This window comes from Curtobacterium sp. MCJR17_055 (assembly GCF_003224335.1).
In the GTDB taxonomy this organism is placed as follows: domain Bacteria; phylum Actinomycetota; class Actinomycetes; order Actinomycetales; family Microbacteriaceae; genus Curtobacterium.
This window is the reverse complement of sequence record NZ_QKLF01000002.1, coordinates 464,431-488,662: the sequence shown is the minus strand read 5'-3', so window position 1 is coordinate 488,662 and position 24,232 is coordinate 464,431. Positions and strand designations below refer to the sequence as shown.

Annotated in this window: 25 protein-coding genes, 1 tRNA gene and 1 pseudogene; 14 read left to right on the top strand and 13 right to left on the bottom strand. The window is 72.5% G+C overall.

What is annotated here, in order from left to right; genetic code table 11:
* The first annotated feature begins 37 nt into the window (after positions 1–37).
* From DEJ16_RS06355 to DEJ16_RS06340, 4 genes are all read left to right on the top strand, one after another.
* Entirely contained in the window at positions 38–1,339 is a 1,302-nt protein-coding gene (locus DEJ16_RS06355; protein ID WP_110825735.1) for an MFS transporter, read from the top strand.
* Between the two features lie 108 nt (positions 1,340–1,447).
* On the top strand, positions 1,448–2,143 hold the full coding sequence (gene nucS, locus DEJ16_RS06350; protein ID WP_110825736.1) for an endonuclease NucS: 696 nt from the start codon (positions 1,448–1,450) through the stop codon (positions 2,141–2,143).
* A gap of 115 nt (positions 2,144–2,258) precedes the next feature.
* Positions 2,259–2,933 carry an HAD hydrolase-like protein gene (locus DEJ16_RS06345; protein WP_110825737.1) on the top strand — a complete coding sequence of 225 codons (675 nt, stop codon included), beginning with the start codon at positions 2,259–2,261 and terminating at the stop codon, positions 2,931–2,933.
* Entirely contained in the window at positions 2,930–4,213 is a 1,284-nt protein-coding gene (locus DEJ16_RS06340; RefSeq protein WP_110825738.1) for a CynX/NimT family MFS transporter, read from the top strand. Before DEJ16_RS06345 ends, DEJ16_RS06340 begins: the two co-directional genes overlap by 4 nt.
* A gap of 76 nt (positions 4,214–4,289) precedes the next feature.
* Here the strand turns inward: DEJ16_RS06340 and DEJ16_RS06335 are convergent, their stop codons facing one another.
* Positions 4,290–5,129 (bottom strand): SDR family oxidoreductase, encoded by an 840-nt coding sequence (locus DEJ16_RS06335; RefSeq protein ID WP_181419482.1) that lies wholly within the window; start codon positions 5,127–5,129, stop codon positions 4,290–4,292.
* Between the two features lie 44 nt (positions 5,130–5,173).
* A complete protein-coding gene (locus DEJ16_RS06330; protein WP_258365844.1) occupies positions 5,174–5,824 on the bottom strand; it encodes a nucleoside/nucleotide kinase family protein in 651 nt (216 codons plus the stop codon).
* Positions 5,825–5,958: 134 nt separating this feature from the next.
* Here DEJ16_RS06330 and DEJ16_RS06325 point away from each other — a divergent pair, with 134 nt between their 5' ends.
* Complete coding sequence (locus tag DEJ16_RS06325; protein WP_110825740.1) at positions 5,959–7,278, top strand: PP2C family protein-serine/threonine phosphatase; 1,320 nt, start codon at positions 5,959–5,961, stop codon at positions 7,276–7,278.
* Between the two features lie 105 nt (positions 7,279–7,383).
* Here the strand turns inward: DEJ16_RS06325 and DEJ16_RS06320 are convergent, their stop codons facing one another.
* On the bottom strand, positions 7,384–7,833 hold the full coding sequence (locus tag DEJ16_RS06320) for an NUDIX hydrolase (protein ID WP_110825741.1): 450 nt from the start codon (positions 7,831–7,833) through the stop codon (positions 7,384–7,386).
* Between the two features lie 213 nt (positions 7,834–8,046).
* On the opposite strand from DEJ16_RS06320, the gene DEJ16_RS06315 reads away from it, so the two are divergent.
* From DEJ16_RS06315 to DEJ16_RS06300, 4 genes and pseudogenes are all read left to right on the top strand, one after another.
* Entirely contained in the window at positions 8,047–8,799 is a 753-nt protein-coding gene (locus DEJ16_RS06315) for an ABC transporter ATP-binding protein (protein ID WP_258365843.1), read from the top strand.
* A gap of 3 nt (positions 8,800–8,802) precedes the next feature.
* The gene (locus tag DEJ16_RS06310) at positions 8,803–10,653 is read left to right on the top strand and encodes an FtsX-like permease family protein (RefSeq protein ID WP_110825743.1); all 1,851 of its coding nucleotides are present in this window, start codon (positions 8,803–8,805) and stop codon (positions 10,651–10,653) included.
* A 66-nt stretch (positions 10,654–10,719) separates the two neighbouring features.
* Positions 10,720–11,157, top strand: a complete 438-nt coding sequence (locus DEJ16_RS06305) for an AAA family ATPase (protein WP_110825744.1) — start codon at positions 10,720–10,722, stop codon at positions 11,155–11,157.
* A pseudogene (locus DEJ16_RS06300) lies at positions 11,061–11,465 on the top strand (alpha/beta fold hydrolase); the annotation flags it as partial. The gene DEJ16_RS06305 and the pseudogene DEJ16_RS06300, both read left to right, overlap by 97 nt.
* Positions 11,466–11,585: 120 nt before the next feature.
* Here the strand turns inward: DEJ16_RS06300 and DEJ16_RS06295 are convergent.
* The 3 genes from DEJ16_RS06295 to DEJ16_RS06285 form a co-directional block, all read right to left on the bottom strand.
* The gene (locus DEJ16_RS06295) at positions 11,586–12,167 is read right to left on the bottom strand and encodes a TetR/AcrR family transcriptional regulator (protein ID WP_146232829.1); all 582 of its coding nucleotides are present in this window, start codon (positions 12,165–12,167) and stop codon (positions 11,586–11,588) included.
* A gap of 61 nt (positions 12,168–12,228) precedes the next feature.
* Entirely contained in the window at positions 12,229–13,548 is a 1,320-nt protein-coding gene (locus tag DEJ16_RS06290; protein ID WP_110825746.1) for a carboxylesterase family protein, read from the bottom strand.
* Between the two features lie 133 nt (positions 13,549–13,681).
* Positions 13,682–14,983 (bottom strand): MFS transporter, encoded by a 1,302-nt coding sequence (locus DEJ16_RS06285; protein WP_110825747.1) that lies wholly within the window; start codon positions 14,981–14,983, stop codon positions 13,682–13,684.
* Positions 14,984–15,172: 189 nt separating this feature from the next.
* On the opposite strand from DEJ16_RS06285, the gene DEJ16_RS06280 reads away from it, so the two are divergent.
* Together DEJ16_RS06280 and DEJ16_RS06275 are read left to right on the top strand one after the other, a co-directional pair.
* Positions 15,173–15,988 (top strand): sugar phosphate isomerase/epimerase, encoded by an 816-nt coding sequence (locus tag DEJ16_RS06280; RefSeq protein WP_181419481.1) that lies wholly within the window; start codon positions 15,173–15,175, stop codon positions 15,986–15,988.
* Positions 15,985–17,088, top strand: a complete 1,104-nt coding sequence (locus tag DEJ16_RS06275) for a Gfo/Idh/MocA family protein (RefSeq protein WP_110825749.1) — start codon at positions 15,985–15,987, stop codon at positions 17,086–17,088. Before DEJ16_RS06280 ends, DEJ16_RS06275 begins: the two co-directional genes overlap by 4 nt.
* Before the next feature lie 103 nt (positions 17,089–17,191).
* Here DEJ16_RS06275 and DEJ16_RS06270 read toward each other — a convergent pair whose 3' ends face one another.
* From DEJ16_RS06270 to DEJ16_RS06245, 6 genes are all read right to left on the bottom strand, one after another.
* Positions 17,192–17,827 (bottom strand): TetR/AcrR family transcriptional regulator, encoded by a 636-nt coding sequence (locus DEJ16_RS06270; RefSeq protein WP_110825750.1) that lies wholly within the window; start codon positions 17,825–17,827, stop codon positions 17,192–17,194.
* A gap of 91 nt (positions 17,828–17,918) precedes the next feature.
* Positions 17,919–18,494: a MarR family winged helix-turn-helix transcriptional regulator gene (locus tag DEJ16_RS06265; RefSeq protein ID WP_110825751.1), complete on the bottom strand. Its 576-nt coding sequence runs from the start codon at positions 18,492–18,494 to the stop codon at positions 17,919–17,921.
* Between the two features lie 55 nt (positions 18,495–18,549).
* Complete coding sequence (locus DEJ16_RS06260; protein WP_110825752.1) at positions 18,550–18,732, bottom strand: hypothetical protein; 183 nt, start codon at positions 18,730–18,732, stop codon at positions 18,550–18,552.
* 190 nt (positions 18,733–18,922) lie between these two features.
* Positions 18,923–19,804 carry a manganese catalase family protein gene (locus DEJ16_RS06255; RefSeq protein ID WP_110825753.1) on the bottom strand — a complete coding sequence of 294 codons (882 nt, stop codon included), beginning with the start codon at positions 19,802–19,804 and terminating at the stop codon, positions 18,923–18,925.
* 37 nt (positions 19,805–19,841) lie between these two features.
* Positions 19,842–20,678: an SDR family oxidoreductase gene (locus DEJ16_RS06250; RefSeq protein WP_110825754.1), complete on the bottom strand. Its 837-nt coding sequence runs from the start codon at positions 20,676–20,678 to the stop codon at positions 19,842–19,844.
* Between the two features lie 104 nt (positions 20,679–20,782).
* Positions 20,783–21,772 carry a matrixin family metalloprotease gene (locus DEJ16_RS06245; RefSeq protein WP_110825755.1) on the bottom strand — a complete coding sequence of 330 codons (990 nt, stop codon included), beginning with the start codon at positions 21,770–21,772 and terminating at the stop codon, positions 20,783–20,785.
* Between the two features lie 219 nt (positions 21,773–21,991).
* On the opposite strand from DEJ16_RS06245, the gene DEJ16_RS06240 reads away from it, so the two are divergent.
* Entirely contained in the window at positions 21,992–22,669 is a 678-nt protein-coding gene (locus DEJ16_RS06240; RefSeq protein WP_110825756.1) for an SDR family NAD(P)-dependent oxidoreductase, read from the top strand.
* Positions 22,670–22,816: 147 nt separating this feature from the next.
* On the opposite strand, the gene DEJ16_RS06235 is transcribed toward DEJ16_RS06240, so the two are convergent.
* Positions 22,817–22,903 (bottom strand) — tRNA-Leu (locus tag DEJ16_RS06235).
* A gap of 85 nt (positions 22,904–22,988) precedes the next feature.
* On the opposite strand from DEJ16_RS06235, the gene DEJ16_RS06230 reads away from it, so the two are divergent.
* Entirely contained in the window at positions 22,989–23,669 is a 681-nt protein-coding gene (locus DEJ16_RS06230; RefSeq protein WP_110825816.1) for a DUF3662 and FHA domain-containing protein, read from the top strand.
* Positions 23,666–24,229, top strand: coding sequence for an FHA domain-containing protein (locus DEJ16_RS06225; protein WP_110825757.1), 564 nt, complete (start codon positions 23,666–23,668; stop codon positions 24,227–24,229). Before DEJ16_RS06230 ends, DEJ16_RS06225 begins: the two co-directional genes overlap by 4 nt.
* The last annotated feature ends 3 nt before the right edge of the window (positions 24,230–24,232 follow it).

Genomic DNA, 24,232 nt, shown 5'->3' with positions numbered 1-24,232 from the left:
GCTACCCCTCCTCGAATCGATTCGATCGGACAGTTCCATGACGACGGCCGGTACCCGCCCCGCTCCGACGACCCGCGCCTGGCGCAACGCGGTGTTCGTGGTGTTCACCCTGTCCGGGCTCGACATCGCGACCTGGCTCGGACGCGTGCCGAGCGTGCGGGACTCCCTGGACGCCTCGACCTTCACGATGGGCCTGCTCGTCCTCGGCATGTCGGTCGGGTCGATCGCCGGCCTGACCTTCGCCGGCCACATCGTCGCGAGGCTCGGTGCCCGTCGCGGTGTCCTCGTGGCCGCCGCGTGCCTGGCGCTCGGCATGGTGGCCGCGGGCATCGCCGTCACGATGGACTGGGGCTTCGCCGCGATCTGGATCTGCCTCATCGCGTTCGGGTTCGGCAACGGCCTGTGCGACGTGTCGATGAACGTGTCCGGAGCGACCGCCGAGCGACTCGGCGGCCGGACGATCATGCCGCTGTTCCACGCGGCGTTCAGCGTCGGGACGCTCGCCGGCGCGGGCATCGGCGCCCTCGCCGAGCGCTTCGAGGTCCCGGTCGCGCTGCACTTCGTGGTCGTCGGCGTCATCACGAGCCTGGCGATGCTCGTCGCCATCCGCTGGTTCGGCGAGGACCGGCACGTCGAGCCCGAGCCGACCGACACCAGCCCGGTGGCACTGCCGGTCTCGCGGTGGGCGATCTGGAAGCAGCCGTCGACCCTCCTCATCGGGGTCGTCGTGCTCGGCATGGCCCTGGCCGAGGGCTCCGCGAACGACTGGCTGCCCCTCGCGATGATCGACGGCCACGGCCTGGCGAACGACGGCGGTTCGGCCGTGCTCGCCGTCTTCCTCGCCGCGATGACCGTCGGTCGCGTCGCCGGCAGCCCCCTCATCGACCGGTTCGGACGGGTCCCGGTGCTCCGGGCGAGCGCGGTGGTCGCGGTCGTCGGCCTCGGCATGCTCATCTTCGTGCCGAACGTCCCGATCGCGATCGTCGGTGTCGTGCTCTGGGGGCTCGGTGCATCGCTCGGGTTCCCGATGGGGATGTCGGCCGCCGCGGACGACCCCCGCACCGCGGCCGCCAAGGTCAGCGCCGTCGCGACGATCGGCTACGTGGCGTTCCTCGCCGGACCGCCGATCATCGGGTTCACCGGCGAGCACGTCGGCCTCCTCAACGGGCTCCTCATCGTGTTCGTGTTCATCATCGCGGCCGGCCTCGCGTCCGGTGCCGCGCGGGAGCGGACCGCGATCACCCGCCCGGGCGACGGACGGACCGGCGGCGACCCCGGCCTCCCGGCCGGCGCGGCTGGCGGGGCCGACCGGACCGACACGGCTGACCGGCGACGCTGAGCCGCCGGCACCGACTGCCTCCGCCCGGAGCAGCGAGCAGCGAGCAGCGAGCACAGGGGCCGGCGGGCGACCCGCCGGGCCGCCTGCGATCCCCGTTAGGCTTCCCGGGTGCGTCTCGTCATCGCCCGCTGCTCCGTCGACTACGCCGGTCGCCTGTCGGCCCACCTGCCCCTCGCGACCCGGCTCCTCATGCTGAAGGCCGACGGCTCGCTCCTCGTCCACTCGGACGGCGGCAGCTACAAGCCGCTCAACTGGATGAGCCCGCCGTGTTCGATCGCGATCGCGGAACCCGACGACGACCAGGCCTCCGCAGGCATCACGCAGGTGTGGACGGTCACACAGAAGAAGACGCAGGACCGCCTCATCGTCAGCATCCACGAGGTGGTCGCCGACGAGTCGCACGACCTCGGCGTCGACCCCGGTCTGGTCAAGGACGGGGTGGAGGCGCACCTGCAGCAGCTCCTCGCCGAGCAGATCGAGCTCCTCGGTGACGGCCACACGCTGGTCCGCCGCGAGTACATGACCGCCATCGGTCCGGTCGACATCCTGGCGCGGGACGACGCGGGCGCGAGCGTCGCGGTCGAGATGAAGCGGAACGCCAACATCGACGCCGTCGAGCAGCTCACCCGCTACCTCGAGCTCATGAACCGCGACCCGCACCTGCGGCCGGTGCAGGGCGTCCTGGCGGCACAGTCGTTCGCCCCCCAGGCCCGCACCCTGGCCGAGGACCGCGGCATCCGCTGCCTCGTCCTCGACTACGACGAGATGCGCGGCATCGAGGGCGGGCACGCGCGCCTCTTCTGAGCGCGCCGGCGCCGCGACTCGGTTCCGACCGCGGGCCGGGAGGCCCGACCCGCCCCGGCGGGCGGCTCACCCCGCCGCCGGGCGGCTCCGGCGGCGCGGCTAGGCTGGGCGGGACATGACAAGCAGCCCGGAGCGCCCCTTCACCGCCGTCCTGTTCGACCTCGACGGCACCATCAGCGACTCGGCGCCGGGCATCATCGAGAGCCTGACGCACACGTTCCGACAGGTCGGCGTCCCCGTGCCCGACCAGGACACCCTCATGTCGTTCGTGGGGCCGCCGATCCTCGACACCTTCCGCATCGCGATGGGCATGGACGACGAGCTCACCGAGCGCACCCTCGCCGTGTACCGCGAGCACTACTTCTCGCACGGAGCACTCGACTCCCGCATGTACCCGGGCATCGACGTCGTCCTGCACACCCTGCACGAGGCCGGCGTGCCGATCTCGACCGCGACGAGCAAGCCCGAGACCCCGGCGACCTACATCCTCGAGCACTACGGCCTGACCGGGGACATCGACGTCATCACCGGGGCGAGCGACGACGAGGTGCGCTCCGCCAAGGCCGACGTGGTCGAGGAGGCCCTGCGCCGGCTCGACGCCCGTGGGTTCGACATCAGCCGTCCGGTGCTCGTCGGGGACCGCCTGCACGACGTCGAGGGGGCGGCTGCGCACGGCGTCCCGACCGTCTTCGCCGAGTGGGGGTACGGCTCCCCCGCCGAGGCCGCGGGCACCGTCGCGCAGGCGGCGACCCCGCTCGACCTGCTGCCGATCCTGCTGCCGAGCACGTGAGCGGCAGGGGCGAGACCACCGGCGCGGCAGCTCGCCGTGCCGGACTCCGCGGGGCCGCGTGGCTGCTGCCCGCCGCGATCGTCCTCGTCGCGCTGAACTTCCGCGGCCCGATCGTCGCGCCGGCGCCGGTCATCGGGGACATCCGGGTCGACCTCGGCATGACCGCGACGGTCGCCGGGCTCCTCACCACGATCCCGGTGCTCTGCTTCGCCCTCGCGACGCCGTTCGCCAGCTGGGTCATCGCCCGGTTCACCGCGGAGCGCGCCGTGTCGCTGTCGCTGCTCATCGTGCTCGTCGGCACCGTCCTCCGGTCGGTCCCGCACGAGGCCGCGCTGCTCGTCGGCACCGCGGTGATCGGCATCGGCATCACGATCGGCAACGTGGTGATCCCGGTCGTCATCCGGCGGGACACCTCACCGAAACGGGTCGGCCTGGTCACGGGCGTGTACACGTCCGCGCTCAACGTCGGGTCGATGACGACCTCACTCGGCACGGCACCGATCGCAGCCGTCTGGGGCTGGCCGGTCGCGATCGCGATCTGGGCCGTGCTCGCGGTCGTCGCCGGTGCCGCGTGGACCTACGCGGTCGGGGCGGGTGCCGCATGGCGTGGTGTCGACCGCGACTCCGGACCGGTGCCGGCGACCGGACCGATCGACCAGGTCCTGGACACCGGCGCGGTCCGCACGGTCCCGGCGGCCCCCGTCGTGGCGACCCTGCCGCACCCCGCCAAGCGCTGGGTGACGTGGGGGCTCATGCTCGCGTTCGGTGGGCAGGCGTTCTCGTACTACGCGCTGACCGCCTGGATCCCGACGCTGCTGCACGACGAGATCGGCTTCGACACGGCGTCGTCCGGAGCGAGCTCCTCGGTGTTCCAAATCCTGGCGGTCGTCGGGGCGCTCGGGGTGCCGGTGCTCGCCAGCCGGTTCCGGCCGCGCGCCATCATCGCCCTCGTCGCGTTCTTCTGGCTCGCGATGCCCCTCGGCCTGCTCGTCGCCCCACAGCTCTGGTTGCTGTGGTCGGTGCTCGGCGGGGCTGCCCAGGGCGGCGGCATCACGATCATCTTCATCGTCATCGTGCGGCTCGTGTCGAACGACGACGACGCCCGCCGGCTGTCCGCGTTCGTGCAGGGCGGCGGGTACCTGATCGGGTCGGCGGGGCCGCTCGTGGCCGGGGCCCTGCACGGGGCGACCGGCGGCTGGACGGCACCGCTGCTGACCGTCCTGGTGGCGGTGCTGCTCCTCGGCGTCGTCGGGTCCCTGTCCGCACGGAAGGTGCGCTGAACCTCCCGCACCGCGAATCGCCTCCCGCACCGCGCACCGCGCACAGCGCACCGTGAGCGGGCCGCGACCGGCGCGGTCAGGCGCTCCGGGCCTCCAGGACCTGGCGGAGCGACATCGGCGCCTGCCCGGTCACGCGCTCGACGTCCCCGGACACCTTCACCAGCGCGCCCTCGCCGATCGCCGTGTAGGTGCTCACCCACGCGTCGGCCTGCCACGGCTCCGGGTCCCAGCGCTGCCGGGAAGCGTAGGCCTCCTCCACCGTCTCGCGGTGGTAGCTCACCGGCCGACCCCGGACGGCGCTGACGGTCGCGGCCGCCTGCTCGAGCGTGATCGCCGCGGGTCCGGTCAGGTCGTACGTGCGGTCCATGTGCCGTTCCGGCGCACGGAGGACCGCGGTCGCCACACGTGCCACGTCGGCCCGGGCCACGGCGGCCATCGCCCCGTCGCCCGCCGGGCCCCGGATGACCCCGTCCTCGCCGACGAGGTCCTCGACGAAGTCCAGGTAGAACGAGTCGCGCAGGAACGTGTGCGCCATCGAGGTGTCGCGCACCGCCTGCTCGGTCCACCAGTGGTCGCGGCCGAGCGTGAAGGTCGCGTCGGGGGCCGCGCCCTGGAAGGACGTGTAGACGACGTGCTGCACGCCGGCACTGGCCGCTGCGCGCACGACGGTGCGGTGCTGGTCGAGCCGGTCACGGGCCTCCGCACCGGACACCAGGAACAGGACGTCGACGCCCTCGAGAGCGGCGCGGGCCGCGTCGCCGTCGGCGTGCGTCGCGACGGCGACCTCGGCCCCGGGCAGCCGTGGGGCCCGGGAGGCGTCGCGGACGACCATGCGGAACGGCACCTCGTCCGCGGCGAGCGCGCGGGCGACGGCGCCGCCGATGTTGCCGGTGGCCCCGGTGATGGCGATGGTCACGTCGTGCTCCTGTCGGTCGGTGCTGCTGTCGTCGGTGGGTCCGGTCAGGTCCGGACCAGGACGGAGGCCCGGTGCAGGTCCGCCGTCACCCGCTCGGCGTTCACGCCGTCGACCTCCACGGCCCACCGTCGGGCGGCCTCGTGGTCGCGGCCGTGCCGCATGTGTCGGCCGACCAGTCGGTCGATCCGCACGGAGTCGTCGACGACGCAGGCCCAGGTCTCGGTGAACAGGTCGGGCAGCTCCCGCCACGGGGCGGTCTGGTCGAGCAGGTAGTTGCCCTCGGAGACCACGAGCACGGTCTCCGGCGGGACGGCGATGCTGCCGGCCACGGGCTCGTCGACGCGACGGTCGAAGTCGGGCGCCCAGACCGTGCCGTCGGTCCCCCCGGTCGCGGTCAGCCGCCGGACGAGTGCGACGTACCCGGCGGCGTCGAACGTGTCGACCGCGCCCTTGCGTCCGCGCCGGCCGAGGGTGTCGAGGGCCGCGTTCGCGAGGTGGAACCCGTCCATCGGCACCTGCACGGCGACGCCCGGACCGAGCCGCGTCACGACCTCGGTGACGACCCGACGGGCGAGCGTGGACTTGCCCGCCCCGGGAGCGCCGGCGATGCCGACGACGCTGCGGCCGCCCGCCTCGGCGAGCGCCACCGCACGCGCCACGGCCTGGTCGACGGACAGGGTCTCCTGGGTGCGCACGGGTCCATCCTCGTGCATCGAGTGCCCGGACGGAGGGCGATCCCGCGGACGCGTCCGCTCGCCGTCGCCGGGCGCCGTGCCCCACGAACGGGCGCGTTCCCCCCGCGGCGGACGGCCGGTAGCGTTCGTCACCTATGGCGCAGACGACATCCGGCCCGGCCGTCGCACAGGTCACCGCTCCCGACCGTGCGGCGCCGCTGGCCGTGCGGTCCTCGGCCAGGACGACCCCGCTGACGAACCAGGCGGTCATCGCCGCGGTGTCCGTGGTCGCCGCGGTCTGCAGCGTGCTGCTCCCCTGGCTCACGGTGACGAACGCGCCGAGCATGTGGGCCGGGACGGGACTCGCGCTCCTCGGGCTGGCGTTCACCGGACTGCTCGTGGCGCGACCCGGGCTCGCACGGTTCGAGCTGCTCGTCCCCGCGCTCGACTTCATCGCGATCGGCCTGCTGCGCTTCGGGACCGGCGACGCCCGGTCGCCCTTCCTCGCGGCCGTGCTCCTCCCGCTGATCTGGATCGCCGCCCGACCGGGTCGGCAGCACGTCGTCTACCCGCTGATCGGCACCGCGGTGACGTTCCTTCTGCCGACGGTCGTCGGTCAGGCGGAACTCGGCGCCAGCGAGGTCGTGCGCCTGGTGGTCGTCCTGGTGGTCTTCGTCGGGGTCGCCGGCGTCACGAACGAGCTCGCCCGGCAGGCCGTGGTCCGGTTGCAGGCGATGCAGGACCTGCGACAACAGGCGGAGGCGGAGATCAGCCAGGCCGCCCTCGTGCAGCGCTCCCTGCTGCCCGTCACCGCCGTGGACATCCCGGCCGTGCTGACGGTCCGGGCCGTGTGCCTCCCGACACGCTCGGTCGGCGGCGACTTCTACGACTGGTTCCCGATCACGGACGGCGCCGCCTTCACGCTCGGGGACGTGATGGGCAAGGGCGTCGGAGCGGGCATGATCGCCGCCGTCGTGCGTTCGGTCCTGCGCTCGTCCGTCCGCGAGGGAGCGCCCGACGAGGCGGTGAGCCGCACCGCGACGGGCCTCGACGTGGGCCTGGACGCGCCCGCCACCGAGCAGTTCACGACCTGCTTCCACGTGCACGTCAGCGTCGACGGGATCGCGCGCTGGGTCGACGCCGGGCACGGCCTGACCCTGCTGCTCCGTGCGGACGGCAGCCACGAGTGGCTCCGGAGCGTCGACCTGCCGATCGGTGTGGGGACGTCCTGGACGACGCAGGAGACGGTGCTCCGTCCGGGCGACGTGATCCTCAGCGTCAGCGACGGTGTCCTCGACCTGTTCGGCGACGGTCTCGACGCCGTCGACCGGTTCGCGGAGTTCGCCGTCGCCGACCCGGACCCCGACCACCTCGTCGAGCGGCTCGAGGAGCGCGGTCGCGCCGGCCACAACGAGGACGACGTCACCGTGCTCGCGATCCGGTACGACCCGGAGCTCGAGGTCTCCCGGTCCTAGGCACCACCCGGACCGGCCTGCGCCCCGGACCGGCCAGCGCACCGGACGGCTGCGCCCCGGACCGGCCAGCGCACCGGACCGCTCGGTGCCGGCGGCCCTGCGCGGTCAGACCGTGGTGCCCCCGCCGACCCGGGCCCACCGCAGCGCCTGCACCACGAGCAGCCCGTGCCGGTGCGCCCCGAGCTCGTCGAGTGGCACCCACCGCGCCATGTCCGTCGTCCCCACCGCTTCGTGGCGCAGCGCTCCCCCGATCACCCGAGCCCGGTGCACCACCTGCACGGCCTTCATCGGTCGACCGTTCTGGTGCTTCCGACGCTCCGGCGGCACGACGTGCGACCGGATCCCGAGCAGCCCCTCGACCACGACGTCGTACCCGGTCTCCTCGCGGACCTCACGGACGGCACCCTCCTCGACCGTCTCGTCCAGCTCGACCCCGCCGCCGGGCAGCGTCCAGAGCCCCGCGTCCGGCCAGCTCAGCCGTGCGAGCAGCACCCGGTCGCCGTCGGTGACCACGGCGTAGGACGCCAGCCGGGTGTCGTAGTCCGTGTACTCCATGACCAGACCATCGCAGCAGGCGGGCCGATGCCGGCGAGCCGCGCCGTGCCTCCCGTCCAGCGGGTCGTGGACCGGTCCGGCGGCACGACCGCCGCCGCCTGCATCGGAGGATGCAACCTCCCGGGTCCCACCCTTCGGCCCTCGGCCGCGAGCGCTCGCGTTCCTAGCGTGGACGACGCACGCCGTCCCGCACCGTCCTCGTCAGGAGTCCTCGTGTCCACAGTCCTCTCACCCGCCCGCACCGGCACCGCCGTGCACCTCGGCCGGGTCACCAAGACGTACCCGAACGGCCCGTCGACCGTGACCGCGCTCGACGGCGTCTCGCTCGACATCGCCTCCGGCAGCTTCACGGCCGTGATGGGTGCGTCCGGGTCCGGCAAGTCCACGTTCCTCAACTGTGCAGCCGGTCTCGACACCCCCTCGAGTGGCCGGGTGGTCATCGGAGGCATCGACCTCGGCGCGTTGCGCCCGGACGCCGTGACGCGGTTCCGCCGCGACCACGTCGGCTTCGTGTTCCAGGGCTACAACCTCGTGCCGCACCTGACCGTCGGCGAGAACGTGCGGCTGCCCCTGACACTCGCCGGCACCCGCGCCGACGAGCAGCGGATCGCGGAGCTGCTCGACGCCGTCGGCCTGGGGGGCATGACCGGCCGCCTGCCCGGGGAGCTGTCCGGCGGCCAGGCGCAGCGAGTCGCCATCGCGCGGGCCCTCGTCGCCGGGCCGGACGTCGTGTTCGCCGACGAGCCCACCGGTGCGCTCGACACCGCGACCGCGGAACGGATCCTGCAGCTCCTGCAGCACGCGGTGCGGTCACTCGGGCAGACCCTCGTGCTCGTCACCCACGACCCCCGGGCCGCGGCCTTCGCCGACCGGGTCGTGTTCCTCGCCGACGGTCGGGTGCGCGACGAGCTCCACTCCCCCACGCTCGAGTCGGTCACCGCCCGCGTCCTCGGCCTGGGGCGCTGAGCCGTGCGCGCCGCTCTCCGCTCCCTGCTCGTCGTCAACCGCGCGGCCGTCGTCGGCGCCGGGGTGGTCGTCGCCCTGGCCGCCGTGCTCCTCGCGGTCACGGGCGCCTGGCTCGGGGCCGGCATCCGGCACCCGGACGCCCCGTTCCTCTCCACCGTCGCGGGCTCCTTCGCCGGGACGCTGCTGCTCATCACGGTGTTCATGGTGGCGAGCGTCTTCGCGGGGGTCCTCCGCGAACGGCGCCGCGAGTTCGCCCTGCTCCGGGCGATCGGTGCGACCGCCGGGCAGATCCGCGGCACGGTCCGCACCGAGGTCCTGGTCCTGCTCGCACTCGTCGCACCCGCGGGCGCACTCGTGGGCACCTTCGTCGCGCCCCTCGTGACACCCCTCCTGCGCTCGAGCGCGGTCGTCCCCGCCGGCTTCACGCTCGCACCGACGATCGTGCCGCTGGTCGGCACGCTGGTCGTCCTCGTGCCCACCGGACTGCTGGCCGCAGCGATGGCCGCGCGCGCAGCGACCCGCCCGAGCCCGACCGACGCCGTCCGTGCGAGCACGACCGACGTCCCCACGCTCTCGCGCGGTCGACGGATCGCAGCCGGGGTCACCGCGCTCATCGGCCTCGCGACCGCGACCACGCCCTTCTTCACCCCCGGTCTGGTCGGCAGTGCGACCGGCGCCACCTCCGCGATCGTGCTCGTGGTCGCGGCGGCCCTCGCCGGGCCGCTCCTCGTGCAGTGGGGTGCGCGGCGCGCCCTCCGCGGGGCCTCCGGACCGGCGGCCACGCTCGCGCTCCTCAACGCCCGCGGGGCCTCCCGCCGGCTCAGCGCCGCGGTGGTGCCGCTCGCGCTCCTCGTCGCGCTCGGGACGGTGCAGACCGGGACGGACGCCGCCGTCCAGCGTGCGACGGGGGACCAACTGCGGGCGGGCCTCCAGGCCGACCTCGTCGTGACCGGAGCGGACGGCGTGACCGCTGCCGAGGCGGACCGGATCGCAGCGATGCCGGGCGTCCGCGCGACGACGACGATGCGGGACACCGCCGGCTCGGTCCAGATCGAGCAGGCCGACGAGGACCTCCCCGCCCTCGGCGACCTCGAGTGGGAACCGACCGTGATCCGTGCACTGTCGGGCGACGACGGTCGCGTCGACCCCGCCGTCCGCGCCGGTTCCCTCGACGCGCTCGACGAGCCGGGCACCGTCGCGGTGAGCACCGACGTCATCGCCCTCACCCCGACCGGCCTCGGGGACACCATCCGGATGCGGACGGGTGAGGGACCGGCGACCCCGGCGCGGGTCGTCGCGGTCTACGACCGCGGCCTGGCGTTCGGTGACGTCCTCGTGCGCGACCGGACGAGCGGCCCGGCCGGCACGCTGCTCGTCGACACGGCCGCCGGTGACCGTGCCGCCGTCCGGGAGGCCCTGCTCGCCACCGGCCTCGGCGTCACCTCGGTCGACGGCTACGTCACGACCGCCCTCCGGTCAGGGGACGGCGACCGGCGGCTGTCCCTGGTCCTCGTCGTCGCCCTCCTCGCCTTCGTGGCGGCCGCCGCGGGCAACACGTTGCTCACCACCACCCGGGGTCGCCGCGACGAGTTCGGGCTGCTGCAGCGGACGGGCGCCACCCGCGTCCAGCTGCTGCGGATGGCCGGCGTCGAGACGGCCTACACCGCGGTCGCAGCCGTGGTGATCGGGACCCTCGCCGTCCTGCCGGCGCTGGTCGGCGTCGGGTTCGGGCTCGCCGGTGCTCCGGCAGCCGGGTTCGACCTCGCGTCCTGGGCCGGGTTCTCGCTCGCGGCGGTCGTCGTGGCGGTCGTGGGGGTGCTGCCGGTGGCGGGGCGGATCGCGCGGGGGCGGTGACGGGTCAGCGGGAGTGCGGCGCTGCCCCGGACGTGACCGGGGCAGCGCCGCTGGCATACTGACGGCATGACGATGGCGCAGCCCGTCATCGGGCGCGAGCGGGAGATCGCGGCCCTCCGCACCGCGATCCGGGACGTGGACAGCGGTGGTTCGGCGTTCGTGGTCGACGGCGAGGCGGGGATCGGCAAGTCGTCGCTCGTCGCCGACGTGGTCGAGTACGCGGACAGCCGTGGCGTGCGGGTCCTCACGACGACCGGCACGCTCGACGAGTCGGCGGAACCGCACGCCGCCCTCCACATGCTCCTGTACCCGCTGCGTGCGGGCATCCCGAACCTGCCGGCACCGCAGCGGCGGGCGTTGGACGTCGCGTTCGGGGTCGAACCAGGCGTGCAGCCGTCACCGCTCCTCGCGACGGGTTCCGTCAGGCCCTCGCGGCGAACCGCGCCGACTTCTTCCGCGCGGTGGCTTCCGGCCCCTTCTACGGCTACAACCGTCCCGGTGTGACGCCGTCGGAACCGGTCATCGACAACTGGTGGCGTCAGGGCATGACGGGCAGCGCCGTCGCGCACTACGAGGGCATCAAGGCGTTCTCCGAGACGGACCAGACCGAGGACCTCCGCGCCATCACCGTGCCCGTCCTCGTCCTGCAGGGCGACGACGACCAGGTCGTGCCGTACCAGGACGCCGCCGTGAAGCAGGCCGAACTGCTCAGCGACGCCACGTTGAAGATCTACGAGGGCTACCCGCACGGGATGCTGACGACCCACGCGGACGTCATCAACCCCGACATCCTCGCGTTCATCCGCGGCTGACACCGCTCGCTGCGTCCGCAGCGGTCCGGACTGGAGGCGCGGTGCAGGAGGGCCGACCGGCTCACCCGCACCGCGCCTCCCGTCCGTCACCGCCGGTCCCGGCAGGTCGCCGGCGGCTGCTCAGACCAGCGCGACCGCGCCCCAGCCGGCGCGCATCCGGGCGACGGCCCGGTCCCAGCCGGAGAGGAGGTCCGCGTCGTCCCGGAGCATGGCCTGCAGCTGCAACCCCTCGTACAGGGCGACCAGTTGCTCGGCAGCGTGTCTCGGGGAGGTCCCGCGCGGTTCGCGTCCGGCCACGACGTCGCGGACGAGGGCCAGGGTGACGTCGTCGAACGCGTGCTCGTACTGGGTGTGGAACCACCCGGCAGCGGGGTGTGACGGCGCGGAGGCGGCGCTCAGCGTGGCGATGCGCATCCGGACGAGCGCGGGGTCGGCGAGACCGGACTGCAGGCGTGCGCGGAGGTAGGCGGCTGCCCCCTGTTCCTCGGCCAGGTGCCACAGTCGCCGGCGGTCCCCGTTGTCCCAGCGGTCCATGACGGCGACGACGAGCAGCTCCCAGACCGGGTACGCGTCGGTGACCTGGGCGACGGTGACGTCGGCGAGCGCCGCGACCTCGGCCGGTCCGACGCTGTGGAAGTCCGACCGCCGGAAGGCCTCGACCGCTGCCGTGACGATGCGGTGGCGGAGATCGGCGTCGGGCATGAGGACGATCATCCGTCGCGGGCGGCGACGGCGCGACCGCCAGTTCGAGGGGTGCGGCGGGTCAGCCCCGGTCGAACGTCAGCGTCTCGTCGTCGACGGCCGTGACCCGTCCCGTACGGGCGAACTCCGCCCAGACCGCGCGGATCCCCGGACCCCGTCGCTCGACGGCTGCCCAGTCCCGCTCCGGCACGAATCGGCTGCCGGCCCAGGCCTGACGGTCGCCGAGCAGCAGCGGCACGTCGCTCATGTGCACGGCCCCGGTCGGTCGGACCGTGACCCCGCGGTGCAGCCGGTAGACGACGGCACGGCCACCCGCGGCGCGATGTCGTGCGGCGAACGCCCGGGCGTCCCGGCCGTAGATCACCGCGGTGAGGGGTCGGACGAGCAGCCAGCGGACGAGCGCACGGCCGGCGCGCGTCCGGCAGAGCGCCGCCAGGCCGGGGATCATCGGGATGTAGAGCGCGGCTTCGTCGGAGGCGGACCCGATCAGGACCTCGACGTGCGGTGCCGCCCGGCGCCAGGCCGCGTCGAGGTGGCGCTCGGCCGGCAACGGCGCGTGCCCGTACTGCGTGCCGAACGGCATCCCGCCGCGGAGGCCGTAGGGCAGCGCGACCCGCTCCGCCGCGGCCTGCAGCGACAGGACCTCGTCGAGTCCGGTCTCCGGCCCGACCGTGCCGACGGCCCGGACCATGGCGCGGTTCATCCGGGCACGTCGCCGGGACAGGCCGAGCGGCGCGCTCTGCACGATCACCCGGCGGAAGAGCCCGGCCGTGCCGTCCGCCGCCATGAGGTGGGCGATCGCGTCGCCGCCCGCGGACTGCCCGAACAGGGTGACGGACTCCGGGTCGCCGCCGAACGCCGCGATGTTCCCACGCACCCACCGGAGCGCCTGGACGATGTCGAGCAGCCCGAGGTTCGCCGGTACCCGCTCCCCGTCGCCGAGGAACCCGAGCACCCCGAGCCGGTACGTCACGGCCACGACGACCACGCGCTGCTCCTCGACGAGGGCGCGCGGGTCGTGGATCGGGATGTCCCCGCCGCCGACGACGTACGAGCCGCCGTGGATCCACACCATGACGGGCAGCCGCTCGTCGTCGCGGACGTCCGCCGGCACGGTCACCGACAACGCCTGGCACTGCTCGGAGACCTCGGCCTCGATGGGGTGGATGAGCGCCTCGAGCACGGGCGTCGACGGTTGCGGCGGCACAGGGGCGGGGGTGTCGGCGACGAAGTCCTCCGGTGACGGCGGCACCGGCTCCGGACACGCGAACCGCTCCGACCGGGCGTACGGGATGCCGAGCGCGCGGACGACCGCGCCGTCGTGGTGGCCGACGATCCGGCCGACGGCGGCGGTGAAGGTGCGGGTCGGCGCGGTGGTCATCCCGCAACCGTACGACGGACGGGAGGCCCGTGGCCGCGTGGCCGCCGGGCCCTCGCCGGCCGGTCCCGGACCGACGCGCCAGCGGCGGGACGGCCGTGACCGGTGGGGAGCCTCCCGTCCGGTCCGGGTCGCGTCAGCGGACCCGCTTGATCGGCAGCACCACCAGTGCGCCGATGATGGCGACGCCTCCTGCCGCCCAGCACATGAGCTCGTAGTTGTCGGGCGTGCCCCCGGTGCCGAACTTCAGGAAGAACAGCGCCGCGGCGGGGGCGAGGGACTGCGGCAGTGCGTTCGCGATGTTGATGACGCCGAGGTCCTTGCCCGGCCGGTCGGCGTTCGGCAGCACGTCGACGACGAGCGCGGTGTCGATCGCGGAGTAGATGCCGTAGGCGAAGCCCATGATGACCTCGGCGACGTAGAACCCGTTCACCGTCTCGGCGTGGGCGAGGACGATGAGCCCGACGGCGAACAGCGCGGTGGACCCGGCGACGAACACCTTCCGGCGCCCGAGCCGGTCCGAGGCCCAGCCGGACAGCGCAGCGCTGACCAGGAGCGCGATCGTGTAGAGCAGGACGCCGAACGCGACGGCGGCGGTGGCCTCGGCGTCGCTCGACAGGCCGATGTGCTCCTTCATGTAGAGCAGTCGGTAGGTGGTGAACATGAACGTCGCGAAGATGATGAGGAAGCGCGACCACCACGCGAACGCGAAGTCCGGGTTCTTGACCGGGTTCGTCCAGAACGACGAGATCAGGTTCAGGAACGTGAACTCCTTCAGCGGGTACGTCGGCAGTTCGTCCCGGGCGACGACGGCGTAGACGACCACGAGCACGATCGCCAGGATGCCCGGCGCGATGAACAGCACGGGCAGGTTCGCGACGAAGAACACGGACAGGTACGTGCCGGCCAGGACCGCGGTGTTCTGGGCGAGCGCGATGATGCTCGACGACTTCCCGCGCTGGAACTCGGGCACGTTGTCCGCGAAGCTCGCGGTGAGCGTGGAGAGCACGGTGTTGGCCGCGAGCTGCGCGAGGAGCCACCCGAGCGTCAGCTGCAGGGTGTCCGGGGCGTACGCGATCCAGGCGAGGGCGACCGCGAAGACGACCACGCCGGTGAGCATCCACGGACGCCGCCGACCCCAGCGCGTCCGGGTGCGGTCGGACAGCGCGCCGGCGAGCGGGTTCATGATGAGCGCACCGAACGCGCCGATCGGCAGCACCGAGCCGATGACGTTCGCGGCGTCGCTGCCGACGAGTGCCTCCGCCTTGAGTTGCATGCTCACGTAGACCGGCGCCATGAGGGCCACGAACAGGCCGAACTGCCCGAGGAACAGTGCGATCTGGTAGCCGACGCTGACACGCAGGGTGCTGACCGGCTGGGTGATGCCCTGCTCCGGGTGGACCAGCACCGGGGTCTCCGCGGGTTCGGGTGTGCTCATGACGCCTCCTTGAGTCGATGAAAACCATACCTCGCACGGTTTTTCGAGGGCGAGCATACATGCCACCGAGAACTCCGCGACAGCGAAAACTACACAGCGGGTGGTTTCTGCGGTAGCGTCGTCATCGTCTCGCCGTGGAGCAGTGTCTCCGTCGGCCGCACACCAGTCAGGATCGAAGGAGCCTCTGCAATGCCCACCACCTCTGTGCAGCTCTACTCACTGCGCGACGCCATCGCCGAAGACCTCGACGCGGCCATCGCGCGGGTCCGCGAGATCGGCTACGAGAACGTCGAGCCCTACGCGTTCGTCGAGCGTGCCGCCGACCTCGAACGTGCCTTCGCCGCCACCGGCCTGCACGCACCGTCGGGTCACGTCGCCGTGATCGACGCCGAGGACACCGCGCCGATCTGGGACGCCGCCGAGCGCCTCGGCATCCGCACGGTCATCGACCCGTTCATCCCGACCGACCGCTGGCAGACCGCCGACGACGTCAAGGCCATCGCGGAGCGCGTCAACGTCCTCACCGCCGAGGCCGCCGCTCGCGGCCTGCAGTTCGGGTACCACAACCACCAGTGGGAGTTCACGAACAAGGTCGACGGCCGCACGGTCTACGACCTCTTCGTGTCGCAGCTGTCCCCGGAGACCGTCCTCGAGGTCGACACCTTCTGGGCAACCGTCGGCGGTGCGGACGCCCCCGCCGTGCTCCGCGGCCTCGGCGAGCGCGTCGTCGCCATCCACGTCAAGGACGGCAAGGTCGACGGCGACATCCGCACCGCGCTGCCCTCGTCCGAGAGCGCACTCATCGTGCCCGAGGCCCTCCAGCGGGCCTTCGAGAACCAGACCCCGGCCGGCCAGGGCGACGTCGACGTGGCGGGCATCCTCGCCGCGGCGCCGCAGGCCATCCGCGTCGTCGAGTTCGACGCGTACAAGGGCGACGTCTTCGAGGGCATCGCCGAGTCCCTCACCTGGCTGCAGGCGAACGACACCGCCGGGGACGCCGCGTGAGCCGTGTCGGGGTCGGCATCATCGGTGCCGGCAACATCTCCACCCAGTACCTCGAGAACCTCACGCAGTTCGCCGACGTCGAGGTCCGCTTCGTCGCCGACGTCCTGACCGACCGTGCCGCCGCCCAGGCGGAGGCCTACGGCGTCGCCGCTTCCGGCACGGTCGAGGAACTCCTCGCCCGCGAGGACATCGCCATCGTGATCAACCTGACGATCCCGGCCGCGCACGCCGAGGTCGACCAGCAGATCATCGACGCCGGCAAGCACGTGTGGAGCGAGAAGCCGATCGCGACCGACCACGACTCGGCCGCTGCCGTGCTCGCGTCGGCGCAGGCGAAGGGCCTCCGCGTCGCGACCGCCCCGGACACCGTGCTCGGCGCCGGGATCCAGACGGCGCTCAGGGCCATCGCCCGCGGTGACATCGGTGAGCCGCTCACCGCGACGACGCTGTTCCACGTGCCCGGACCCGAGGCGTGGCACCCGAACCCGGACTTCCTGTTCGCCACCGGCGCCGGCCCGCTGTTCGACATGGGGCCGTACTACGTCACGACGCTCGTGCACGCCTTCGGCACCGCCAGCCGCGTGCAGGCCGTGTCGTCGAAGTCGCTCGACCGCCGCACGATCGCGTCGGGTGACCGCGCCGGTGAGACGTTCCCCGTCGAGGTCCCCACCCACCACGCCGCGCTCATCGAATTCGCCGGCGGGCAGTCCGCCCAGTCGACGTTCTCGTTCCAGCACGCGCTGCCGCGGATGGGCTTCGTCGAGATCAACGGCACGCTCGGCACGATCTCGCTCCCGGACCCGAACACGTTCGAGGGGTCCTCGCAGCTCTGGCGCTACGGCCAGGAGGAGCCCGAGACGCTCGAGGCCGTCGGCTCCACCTGGGGCCGTGGCACCGGTGTCGTCGAGCTCGCCCGCGCCGTCGCCGAGGACCGCCCGGAGCGCGCCTCCGGTGCCGTCGCGCTGCACGTCCTCGACGTGCTGCTCGGCATCCGTGACGCCGCCGAGTCGGGGTCGGCCGTCGAGATCACGTCGTCCGTCGACGCGGTCCCGCCGCTGCCGGAGGACTTCGACCCGGCCGCCGCGGTCCTCACCGCGTAGCACCACCGCTCCTCGACGCCAACGGCCGGCTCCCTCCGGGGGCCGGCCGTTCCGCGTTCCACGGCCCGTCGACCCGGAGCAGGACGACCGCCGTCGAAACCGGTCAGCGCGGTGCCTGCTCCTCCGCGCCACCCGCGGGCACGATCCGCTCGAGCAGGCGCAGCACCCGCTCCCCGTCGACGGCGTCCGGGTCGAGCAGCCACTGCACCTGCAGCCCGTCCGAGGCCGCGATGCTCAGGCTCGCCAGGTCCTCGGGGTCGAGGTCGTCGCGGATCCGGCCGGCGGCCTGGTCCCGGCGGATCAGCTCACTCAGGTCGGCGCGTAACCGGGTGAACCGGTCACGCATGAACTCGCGCGTGGTCGGGTGCCCTTCCTGCACGGCGTCGGCGGAGAGGGTCGTGTAGAGCTGCACGAGTCCGGGGACGGCTCGGTTGCGGGCGGCGCTCTCCCGCATGTCGCCGATCGCGGACTTCATCCGTTCCGGAGCACCCTGCTCGCGGACCTCGTGCTCGCGGTAGACGGCGAGGAGCAGGTCGTCGCGGCTCGGGAAGTAGTGCCGGAGCGCCGCGTGCGTGATGCCGAGGGCGTCCGCCACGGACCGGAGCGAGGACGCGTCGACGCCCTGTTCCGCGACCATCCGGATCATCTCGTCCAGGATCTGCGCACGTCGCTCGGTGCCCTTGCGGTACCCGCCGCGGCGCGGCGGAGCCGCGTCGTCCTCGTCGGCGGGGTGGGTCATCCTGCCAACTTACCGCTGGAAGGTTTTCGCGGCCAGTGCCGGTCGGGAGGCCCGGATCACCACGCGTGCCGGGCCTCCCGTCCTGTGCGTGTCAGGAGCCGTCGTCCGCCGTCGGGTCCGGCAGGGAGCGGACGGCGACCCCGTCGACCGTGTACTCGTCCACCGGTCTCGGCGCACCCGCGTCGAGCGCTGCCGTGATCTGACCGAGGCACCGGGTCAGGACCTCGTTGTCCTCGGCGGAGAGGTGGTCGATGACCTCGACGACCGCCTGGTGGAAGGTCTCGTACGACACGTCGATCTTGCGCGCCGCCTGCACGGTCGGCTCGAGCACCTGTGCACGACGGTCGGTCGGGTGTGGCGACCGGACGAGGTCGCCCTTCTCGACGAGCCCGTCGACGATCTTCGTCACCGAGGCGTTCGACACCCCGAGCATGACGGCGAGGTCCTTCGGTCCCATGCTCCGGCCGTCGCGGTGCGCCTGGAGCATGTAGCGGACGGTGAGGAACTCGTTCTTCGTCAGGCCACTCTCGACCCGCGCGCGTTCGAGCTGGTCCTCCTCCGCGTGCTGGAGGCGGAGGAGCGCGTCGACGGCGGTCTTCGCGGACCGGGTGCGCGGCTCACGGGCGTAGAGGTGGACGTGTTCACGTCGGACGACGGTCAACGGCATGGGTCGTGGTCTCCCTCACCCACTCGGGCGGTCGTGCTGGTGCTCCGTGCTCGGCTCAGGCGGCCGGTGCGACGAAGAAGTCGGCGTACGAGACCTCCGAGCGGCGGGACAGCAGCGACGGGTCCTGGATCCGTCGGGCGACGTAGGCCTCGATGACGGCCGGGTCCGTCAGGCCCACGCGCGGGTGGGAGCCGCCGAAGCGAGTGTCGAGTGACGTGGTGTGGTACGTGCTCTGCATGATGGCGCCTTCCTCGTCGAGAGACTGCTGTCCGTTCGGACGAGGAAACTCTTTCACACCGTGAACTATGTGGTCAACGAACTTTTCGACTCGTTGTACATTTCGCGCGCCGAACCACCAGGCGGCCTGGTGGAACGACACGAGCCCCTCCTCGTGGTGAGGAGGGGCTCGTGCGTGGACCGGGGTCGGACTACTCCTTGTTGAGCTTGTCCTGCACCGTGCCGGCGATCTTCTCGATCGTGTTCGGCAGCTCGGTCGTGCCGTAGAAGCGCGAGTCCGGGTGCGTGGGCGGCGGCATCGGCGACGACGTGGTGGGGCCGTCGTGGTACGAGTACTCGCCCTTGCCGTCGAACGAGGGGCCGCTCGCCCAGGGGCCGTTCTTCGCCTCGGCCCCGTCGGAGAAGTTGAGGTACTGGTAGTTGACCTCCTGGTTCTCCTTGTGCTGCGGGAAGTTGCTCGGCACCGGCATGGTCTCGAGACCGGACTCCCGGAGTTCCGCAGCCGCGGTCGCCCACATGTTCTGGTGCATGGTGTCGCGGGCGATGAGGAACTTCAGCAGGTCCCGCACGCCGTGGTCGTCGGTCATGTGGTAGAGCCGGGCAGCCTGGACGCGGCCCTGCATCTCGGCGTTCTCGTTCGCCGTGAAGTCGGCGAGCAGGTTGCCGCTGGCGGTGATGTACGAGCCCTGCCAGGGGTTGCCCATGCTGTCGACCGGGCGCGCACCGGCGCCGGCGACGATCGCGTGCTGGATGTCGGTGCCGCCGAGGACCGCGGCGACCGTCGGGTCGTCCTGCACCGCGTCGCCCGTGATGCCGAGCGGGGCCTTCTCGAGCAGCTGCGCGATCATCGTCGCGAGCATCTCGACGTGGCCCATCTCCTCCGCGCCGATGCCGAACACCATGTCGCGGTACTTGCCCGGGATGTGCATGTTCCACGCCTGGAACTGGTACTGCATCGCGACGGAAATCTCGCCGTACTGGCCTCCGAGCACCTCCTGGAGCTTGCGGGCGTAGACCGCGTCGGGCTTGTCGGGGGTGGACTTGAACTGGAGCTCTTGCTTGTGGAAGTACAAATCGTTCTCCTGTTTCTGTGTCGGTTCTGGTGGGCGGTCAGAGGATCGGCGTGCCGCCGGTGACGGCGATCCGCGCACCGGAGACGTAGCTGCCGTCGTCGCTCGCGAGCAGGACGTACACCGGGGCGAGCTCCGCCGGCTGTCCGGCGCGACCGAGGGGCGTCTGCTTGCCGAACTGCTCGACCTGCTCGGGCGGCATGGTCGCCGGGATGAGCGGCGTCCAGATCGGCCCCGGGGCGACGCTGTTCACGCGGATGCCGCGCTCCCCGACGAGCTGCGCGAGCGCGGCCGAGAAGTTCGCGATGCCGGCCTTCGTCACGTCGTACGGCAGGAGGGTCGGCACCGGGTTGTCGGAGTTGACCGAACTGGACCCGATGATCGAGGCACCCGCGGTCATGTGCGGGAGTGCCGCCTTCACGAGGTGGAAGTACGCGCTGAGGTTCGTCGCGAGGGTGTGGTCCCACTCCTCGTCGGAGATCTCCTCGAGCGTCTCGTGGGTCATCTGGTACGCCGCGTTGTTGACGAGCACGTCGATGCCGCCGAGTTCGGACACCGCGGTCTCGATGATGCTCCGGCAGTACGCCGGGTCGCTCACGTCGCCGGGGAACAGCACGGCCTTCCGGCCCGCTTCCTCGATCCAGTGCTTGGTCTCCTGCGCGTCCTCTTCCTCCTCCGGCAGGTAGGAGATGAGGACGTCCGCTCCTTCACGGGCGTAGGCGATCGCGACCGCCTTGCCGATGCCGCTGTCCCCGCCGGTGATGACGGCGCGCTTGCCCGTGAGCTTGCCCGAGCCGGTGTAGCTCGTCTCACCGTGGTCCGGCTTCGGCGTCATCGCCTGCTCGGAACCCGGAGGTTGCTGTTGCTGATCGCTCATGTCGCTCCCTCGTGACGGATGTGGTTCGTCGTACGAGGGCGATGGTCGGCCGGGCTCGCTGTGTGCCCGTCAAGAGTGTTCAGATCACGCGGCCGGGGCAGCGGTCAGTACAGCGTGGAGATCCCCCGCGCGTCCCCCGCGCCGAGGGTGCGCTGTGCGACGTCGCACGTCGTCGCCGACGACTTCATGACCTGGCCGGTCGCCTGGTCCACGTGCCCCAGGCCGTACGCGTGCCCCCACTCGTGGGTGGCGACACCGCGGAAGTCGTACCGGTTGCCGGAGCAGGTCGCGGTGGAGGCCCAGAGGTACCGGGTCGAGTACCGCTGGTCCATCTCGACCGCGACACCGGACCGGGACCAGACGCAGGTGACGCCGAGGGTGCCGGTCGGGAGCGCGCCCCACCCGGTGACGCTGTAGCGGTTCGCCGCACCGCAGCCACCCTGGTCCGTGAGCGCCGGTGCCTGCTTCGCCGTCCCGAGGTACTGCTCGGCCGCCGTCGAGGTCACGGTCCGCCCGCACGAGGTGATCGACCCCGTCCACGCGTCGGCACCAGCCCGGAGCGCCGACACGTTCGACGCCTTCGCGTTCGCGGGGTTGTACCGCCACTCGATCGCCCCAGCCCAATGGTGCCCGGTGAGCGAGTACGCAGTGCTGCCACAGCTCGCCGTGGCACCCGCACCCGTGGTCACCGCACCCGGCGCGGCCACCGTCGCGCCCAGCACCCGACGCTGCAGTGCCGCGCGTTCACGGGTCACGGCGGCCGGCGAACCCGACCAGGCCCCCTCGGTCCGCACCGCGACGCCGGCGGCGCCCGCGTTCGCGACGACCAGGTCGCCGGGGTCCTCGGCGCCCGCGACGACCACCGGGGCGACGGTCAGGGTCGTGCCCGGCGCGGGGACGACCACCGTCCGGCCGTCCGGCAGCGCGAGCGTGGTGCCCGGGTCGACCGTGCACCCGGTCGCCAGGTCGGCCGTCGACAGCGTCGCGCCGGAACACACCGCCGCCGCACCCGCCGCACTGGCCGGTACCGCGGCGAACCCGGTCATGGTGATCGCCAGTGTGGCCACGATCGCGGCCGTCGTCGTCCGACGCATGCTGCTGCCCCTCGTCCCGCGCCGGCACCCCTGATCGACACCCGCGACCCCGACAGTGTGCGGAACGGGCACGAACCAGGTCAACCACCCCTGCGGGGGACGACGGCACCGTCCGCGCATCCGCAGGACGGACGTGCGGCGGCGGTCGGACGCGGCCGGGCCTCCCGTCCGTACCGGCCTCCCGTCCGTCCGCGGGCACCGCGGCGTAGCGTCACGCTCGTGGACCTCCAACTGCAGGACCGGGTCGCCCTCGTCGTCGGCGGCGCCGGGTACATCGGCTCAGCCGTCGCCGACCGTCTCCGTCGTGAAGGTGCGACGGTGGTCGTCGCCTCGCGCACCACAACGGACGGCGTGACGGTGGACACCACGGACCAGACCTCCGTCGACACCGCCGTCGCCACGGTGCTCGAGCAGCACGGCCGCATCGACGTCCTCGTCGTGACGGCGGCACCGGCCGCCGGCACCCTCGACCCGGAGCGACGCTCGGACCCCGACCAGGTGGCGTCCGCGATCGACGGCAAGGCCCTCGGCTTCCTCCGCGTCGCGAACGCCGTCCTGCCCCTGCAGCGGGCCGCGGGCTTCGGCCGGGTCGTCGTCGTCAGCGGACAGAACGCCTACCTGACCGGCAACATCACGACCTCGCTCCGGAACGCCGCGACGAACGTCATCGCGAAGAACCTGGCCGACGAGCTCGCCGGCACCGGCGTCACGGTGAACGTCGTCAACCCAGGCGCGGTCACCGACACCCCGAGCGCGGAGGTCCGGCCGGGTGCCGGTGGTGCGTCCAGCCCGCAGCAGATCGCGGACCTCGTCGCCTTCCTGTCGTCCCCGCTGTCGGTCGTCTCCGGGGAGTCGATCTCCGTGGCGCACCGTGTCCTCGGGAGCGCCACGGTCTGACCAGGGCTCGCGCGCCCCGGGACCCTGCTGCGCGCTGAAGCCGGCCTGACGAGGCTGAGCGACCGGCCGGACGGGGCTGGCGGGCACGACGAAGGCCCCGGTCTCCCGACCGGGGCCTTCGTCGTGCTGCTCTCCACCGGAGAGCCCTGGTGCGCGAGGGGGGACTTGAACCCCCACGCCGTTTCCAGCACACGGACCTGAACCGTGCGCGTCTACCAATTCCGCCACTCGCGCCAGCGACGAGAACACTACCACGCACAGACGGCCCCCGGAGCCAACCACTACCATGCAGTGGTCAGCGACCGAGAACGTGGAGACCATGGGCCTACTGGACAACTTCGAGCGAGGGTTGGAGCGCGCCGTCAACGGTGCATTCGCCAAGACCTTCCGCTCCGGTGTGCAGCCGGTCGAGATCGCTGCGGCCCTCCGACGCGAGCTCGACACCAAGGCGGCCGTCGTCTCGCGCGAGCGCATCCTCGTGCCGAACGAGTTCACGGTGCGCCTGGCTCCGCCGGACCACACGCGCATGAACGACGTCGGACGTCCCCTGATCGACGAGCTCACGCAGCGGGTGCAGCAGCACGCCGTTGCACAGAACTACTCGTTCTCCGGTCCGGTGACGATCCGCCTCCAGCAGGACGGCACGCTGTCGACGGGGATCCTCGAGATCGACTCCACCACCGTGCAGCGCGACGTCGCGTGGGTGGCCGTCCTGGACATCGGCTCCCAGCGGCACCGACTGCACCGCGGACGCACGGTCATCGGGCGCGGCACGGACGCCGACATCACGGTCGCCGACACCGGGACCAGCCGGAAGCACGTCGAGGTGCTGTGGGACGGCAAGCACGCGCAGGTCAACGACCTCGGCTCGACGAACGGGTCGAAGCTGAACGGCGAACGCTTCCAGCAGGCGATCCTCGAGCCGGACTCCACCATCGAGATCGGTCGTACCCGTATGGTGTTCCGGGTGATCCCGGAGAACGACGGAGGTGCGCGATGACCACAGGCCTGACCCTGCTCGTGCTGCGCTTCGCGTTCCTCGCTGTGCTGTGGCTGTTCGTCTTCGTGATCGTCTTCGCGCTCCGGAGCGATCTCTTCGGCCAGCGTGTGCGCGCGATCCCCACCGACCCGAAGGCCGGCCCCTCCGGGCCGACCACGCCGCCGGTGCCCGCCGGGACCGGTGCTGCCGCCGCCCGGAACAGCTCCTCCGCCAGCGCGTTCACCGAGCTGATCGGTCAGACAGGAGGCCCGGTCGCCCCCGCCGCGTCGGTCGCCACCCGCCTCGTCATCACCGAGGGCGCACGCGAGGGCATGGAGATGCCGCTCGGCGGCGGTCCGATCACGATCGGCCGCTCGAGCGAGAGCAACGTCGTGATCCGGGACGACTACACGTCGACCAACCACGCCCGGCTCGACCTGCAGGGCGGGGCATGGGTCCTCACCGACCTCGGGTCGACCAACGGCACCTTCGTCAACGGACAGAAGGTCACTGCCCCCACCACCGTCGCGGAACGCACCCCGATCACCATCGGGACGACGACGTTCGAGCTGCGGCGGTAGGCC

What these genes read in the sequence shown, in the direction of transcription:
- DEJ16_RS06355 (WP_110825735.1), top strand. Translation starts at nt 38, where the DNA reads ATGACGACGGCCGGTACCCGCCCCGCTCCGACGACCCGCGCCTGGCGC.
- DEJ16_RS06345 (WP_110825737.1), top strand. Translation starts at nt 2,259, where the DNA reads ATGACAAGCAGCCCGGAGCGCCCCTTCACCGCCGTCCTGTTCGACCTC.
- DEJ16_RS06325 (WP_110825740.1), top strand. Translation starts at nt 5,959, where the DNA reads ATGGCGCAGACGACATCCGGCCCGGCCGTCGCACAGGTCACCGCTCCC.
- DEJ16_RS06320 (WP_110825741.1), bottom strand. Translation starts at nt 7,833, where the DNA reads ATGGAGTACACGGACTACGACACCCGGCTGGCGTCCTACGCCGTGGTC.
- DEJ16_RS06305 (WP_110825744.1), top strand. Translation starts at nt 10,720, where the DNA reads ATGACGATGGCGCAGCCCGTCATCGGGCGCGAGCGGGAGATCGCGGCC.
- DEJ16_RS06295 (WP_146232829.1), bottom strand. Translation starts at nt 12,167, where the DNA reads ATGCCCGACGCCGATCTCCGCCACCGCATCGTCACGGCAGCGGTCGAG.
- DEJ16_RS06290 (WP_110825746.1), bottom strand. Translation starts at nt 13,548, where the DNA reads ATGACCACCGCGCCGACCCGCACCTTCACCGCCGCCGTCGGCCGGATC.
- DEJ16_RS06285 (WP_110825747.1), bottom strand. Translation starts at nt 14,983, where the DNA reads ATGAGCACACCCGAACCCGCGGAGACCCCGGTGCTGGTCCACCCGGAG.
- DEJ16_RS06280 (WP_181419481.1), top strand. Translation starts at nt 15,173, where the DNA reads ATGCCCACCACCTCTGTGCAGCTCTACTCACTGCGCGACGCCATCGCC.
- DEJ16_RS06270 (WP_110825750.1), bottom strand. Translation starts at nt 17,827, where the DNA reads ATGACCCACCCCGCCGACGAGGACGACGCGGCTCCGCCGCGCCGCGGC.
- DEJ16_RS06265 (WP_110825751.1), bottom strand. Translation starts at nt 18,494, where the DNA reads ATGCCGTTGACCGTCGTCCGACGTGAACACGTCCACCTCTACGCCCGT.
- DEJ16_RS06260 (WP_110825752.1), bottom strand. Translation starts at nt 18,732, where the DNA reads ATGCAGAGCACGTACCACACCACGTCACTCGACACTCGCTTCGGCGGC.
- DEJ16_RS06250 (WP_110825754.1), bottom strand. Translation starts at nt 20,678, where the DNA reads ATGAGCGATCAGCAACAGCAACCTCCGGGTTCCGAGCAGGCGATGACG.
- DEJ16_RS06245 (WP_110825755.1), bottom strand. Translation starts at nt 21,772, where the DNA reads ATGCGTCGGACGACGACGGCCGCGATCGTGGCCACACTGGCGATCACC.
- DEJ16_RS06230 (WP_110825816.1), top strand. Translation starts at nt 22,989, where the DNA reads ATGGGCCTACTGGACAACTTCGAGCGAGGGTTGGAGCGCGCCGTCAAC.
- DEJ16_RS06225 (WP_110825757.1), top strand. Translation starts at nt 23,666, where the DNA reads ATGACCACAGGCCTGACCCTGCTCGTGCTGCGCTTCGCGTTCCTCGCT.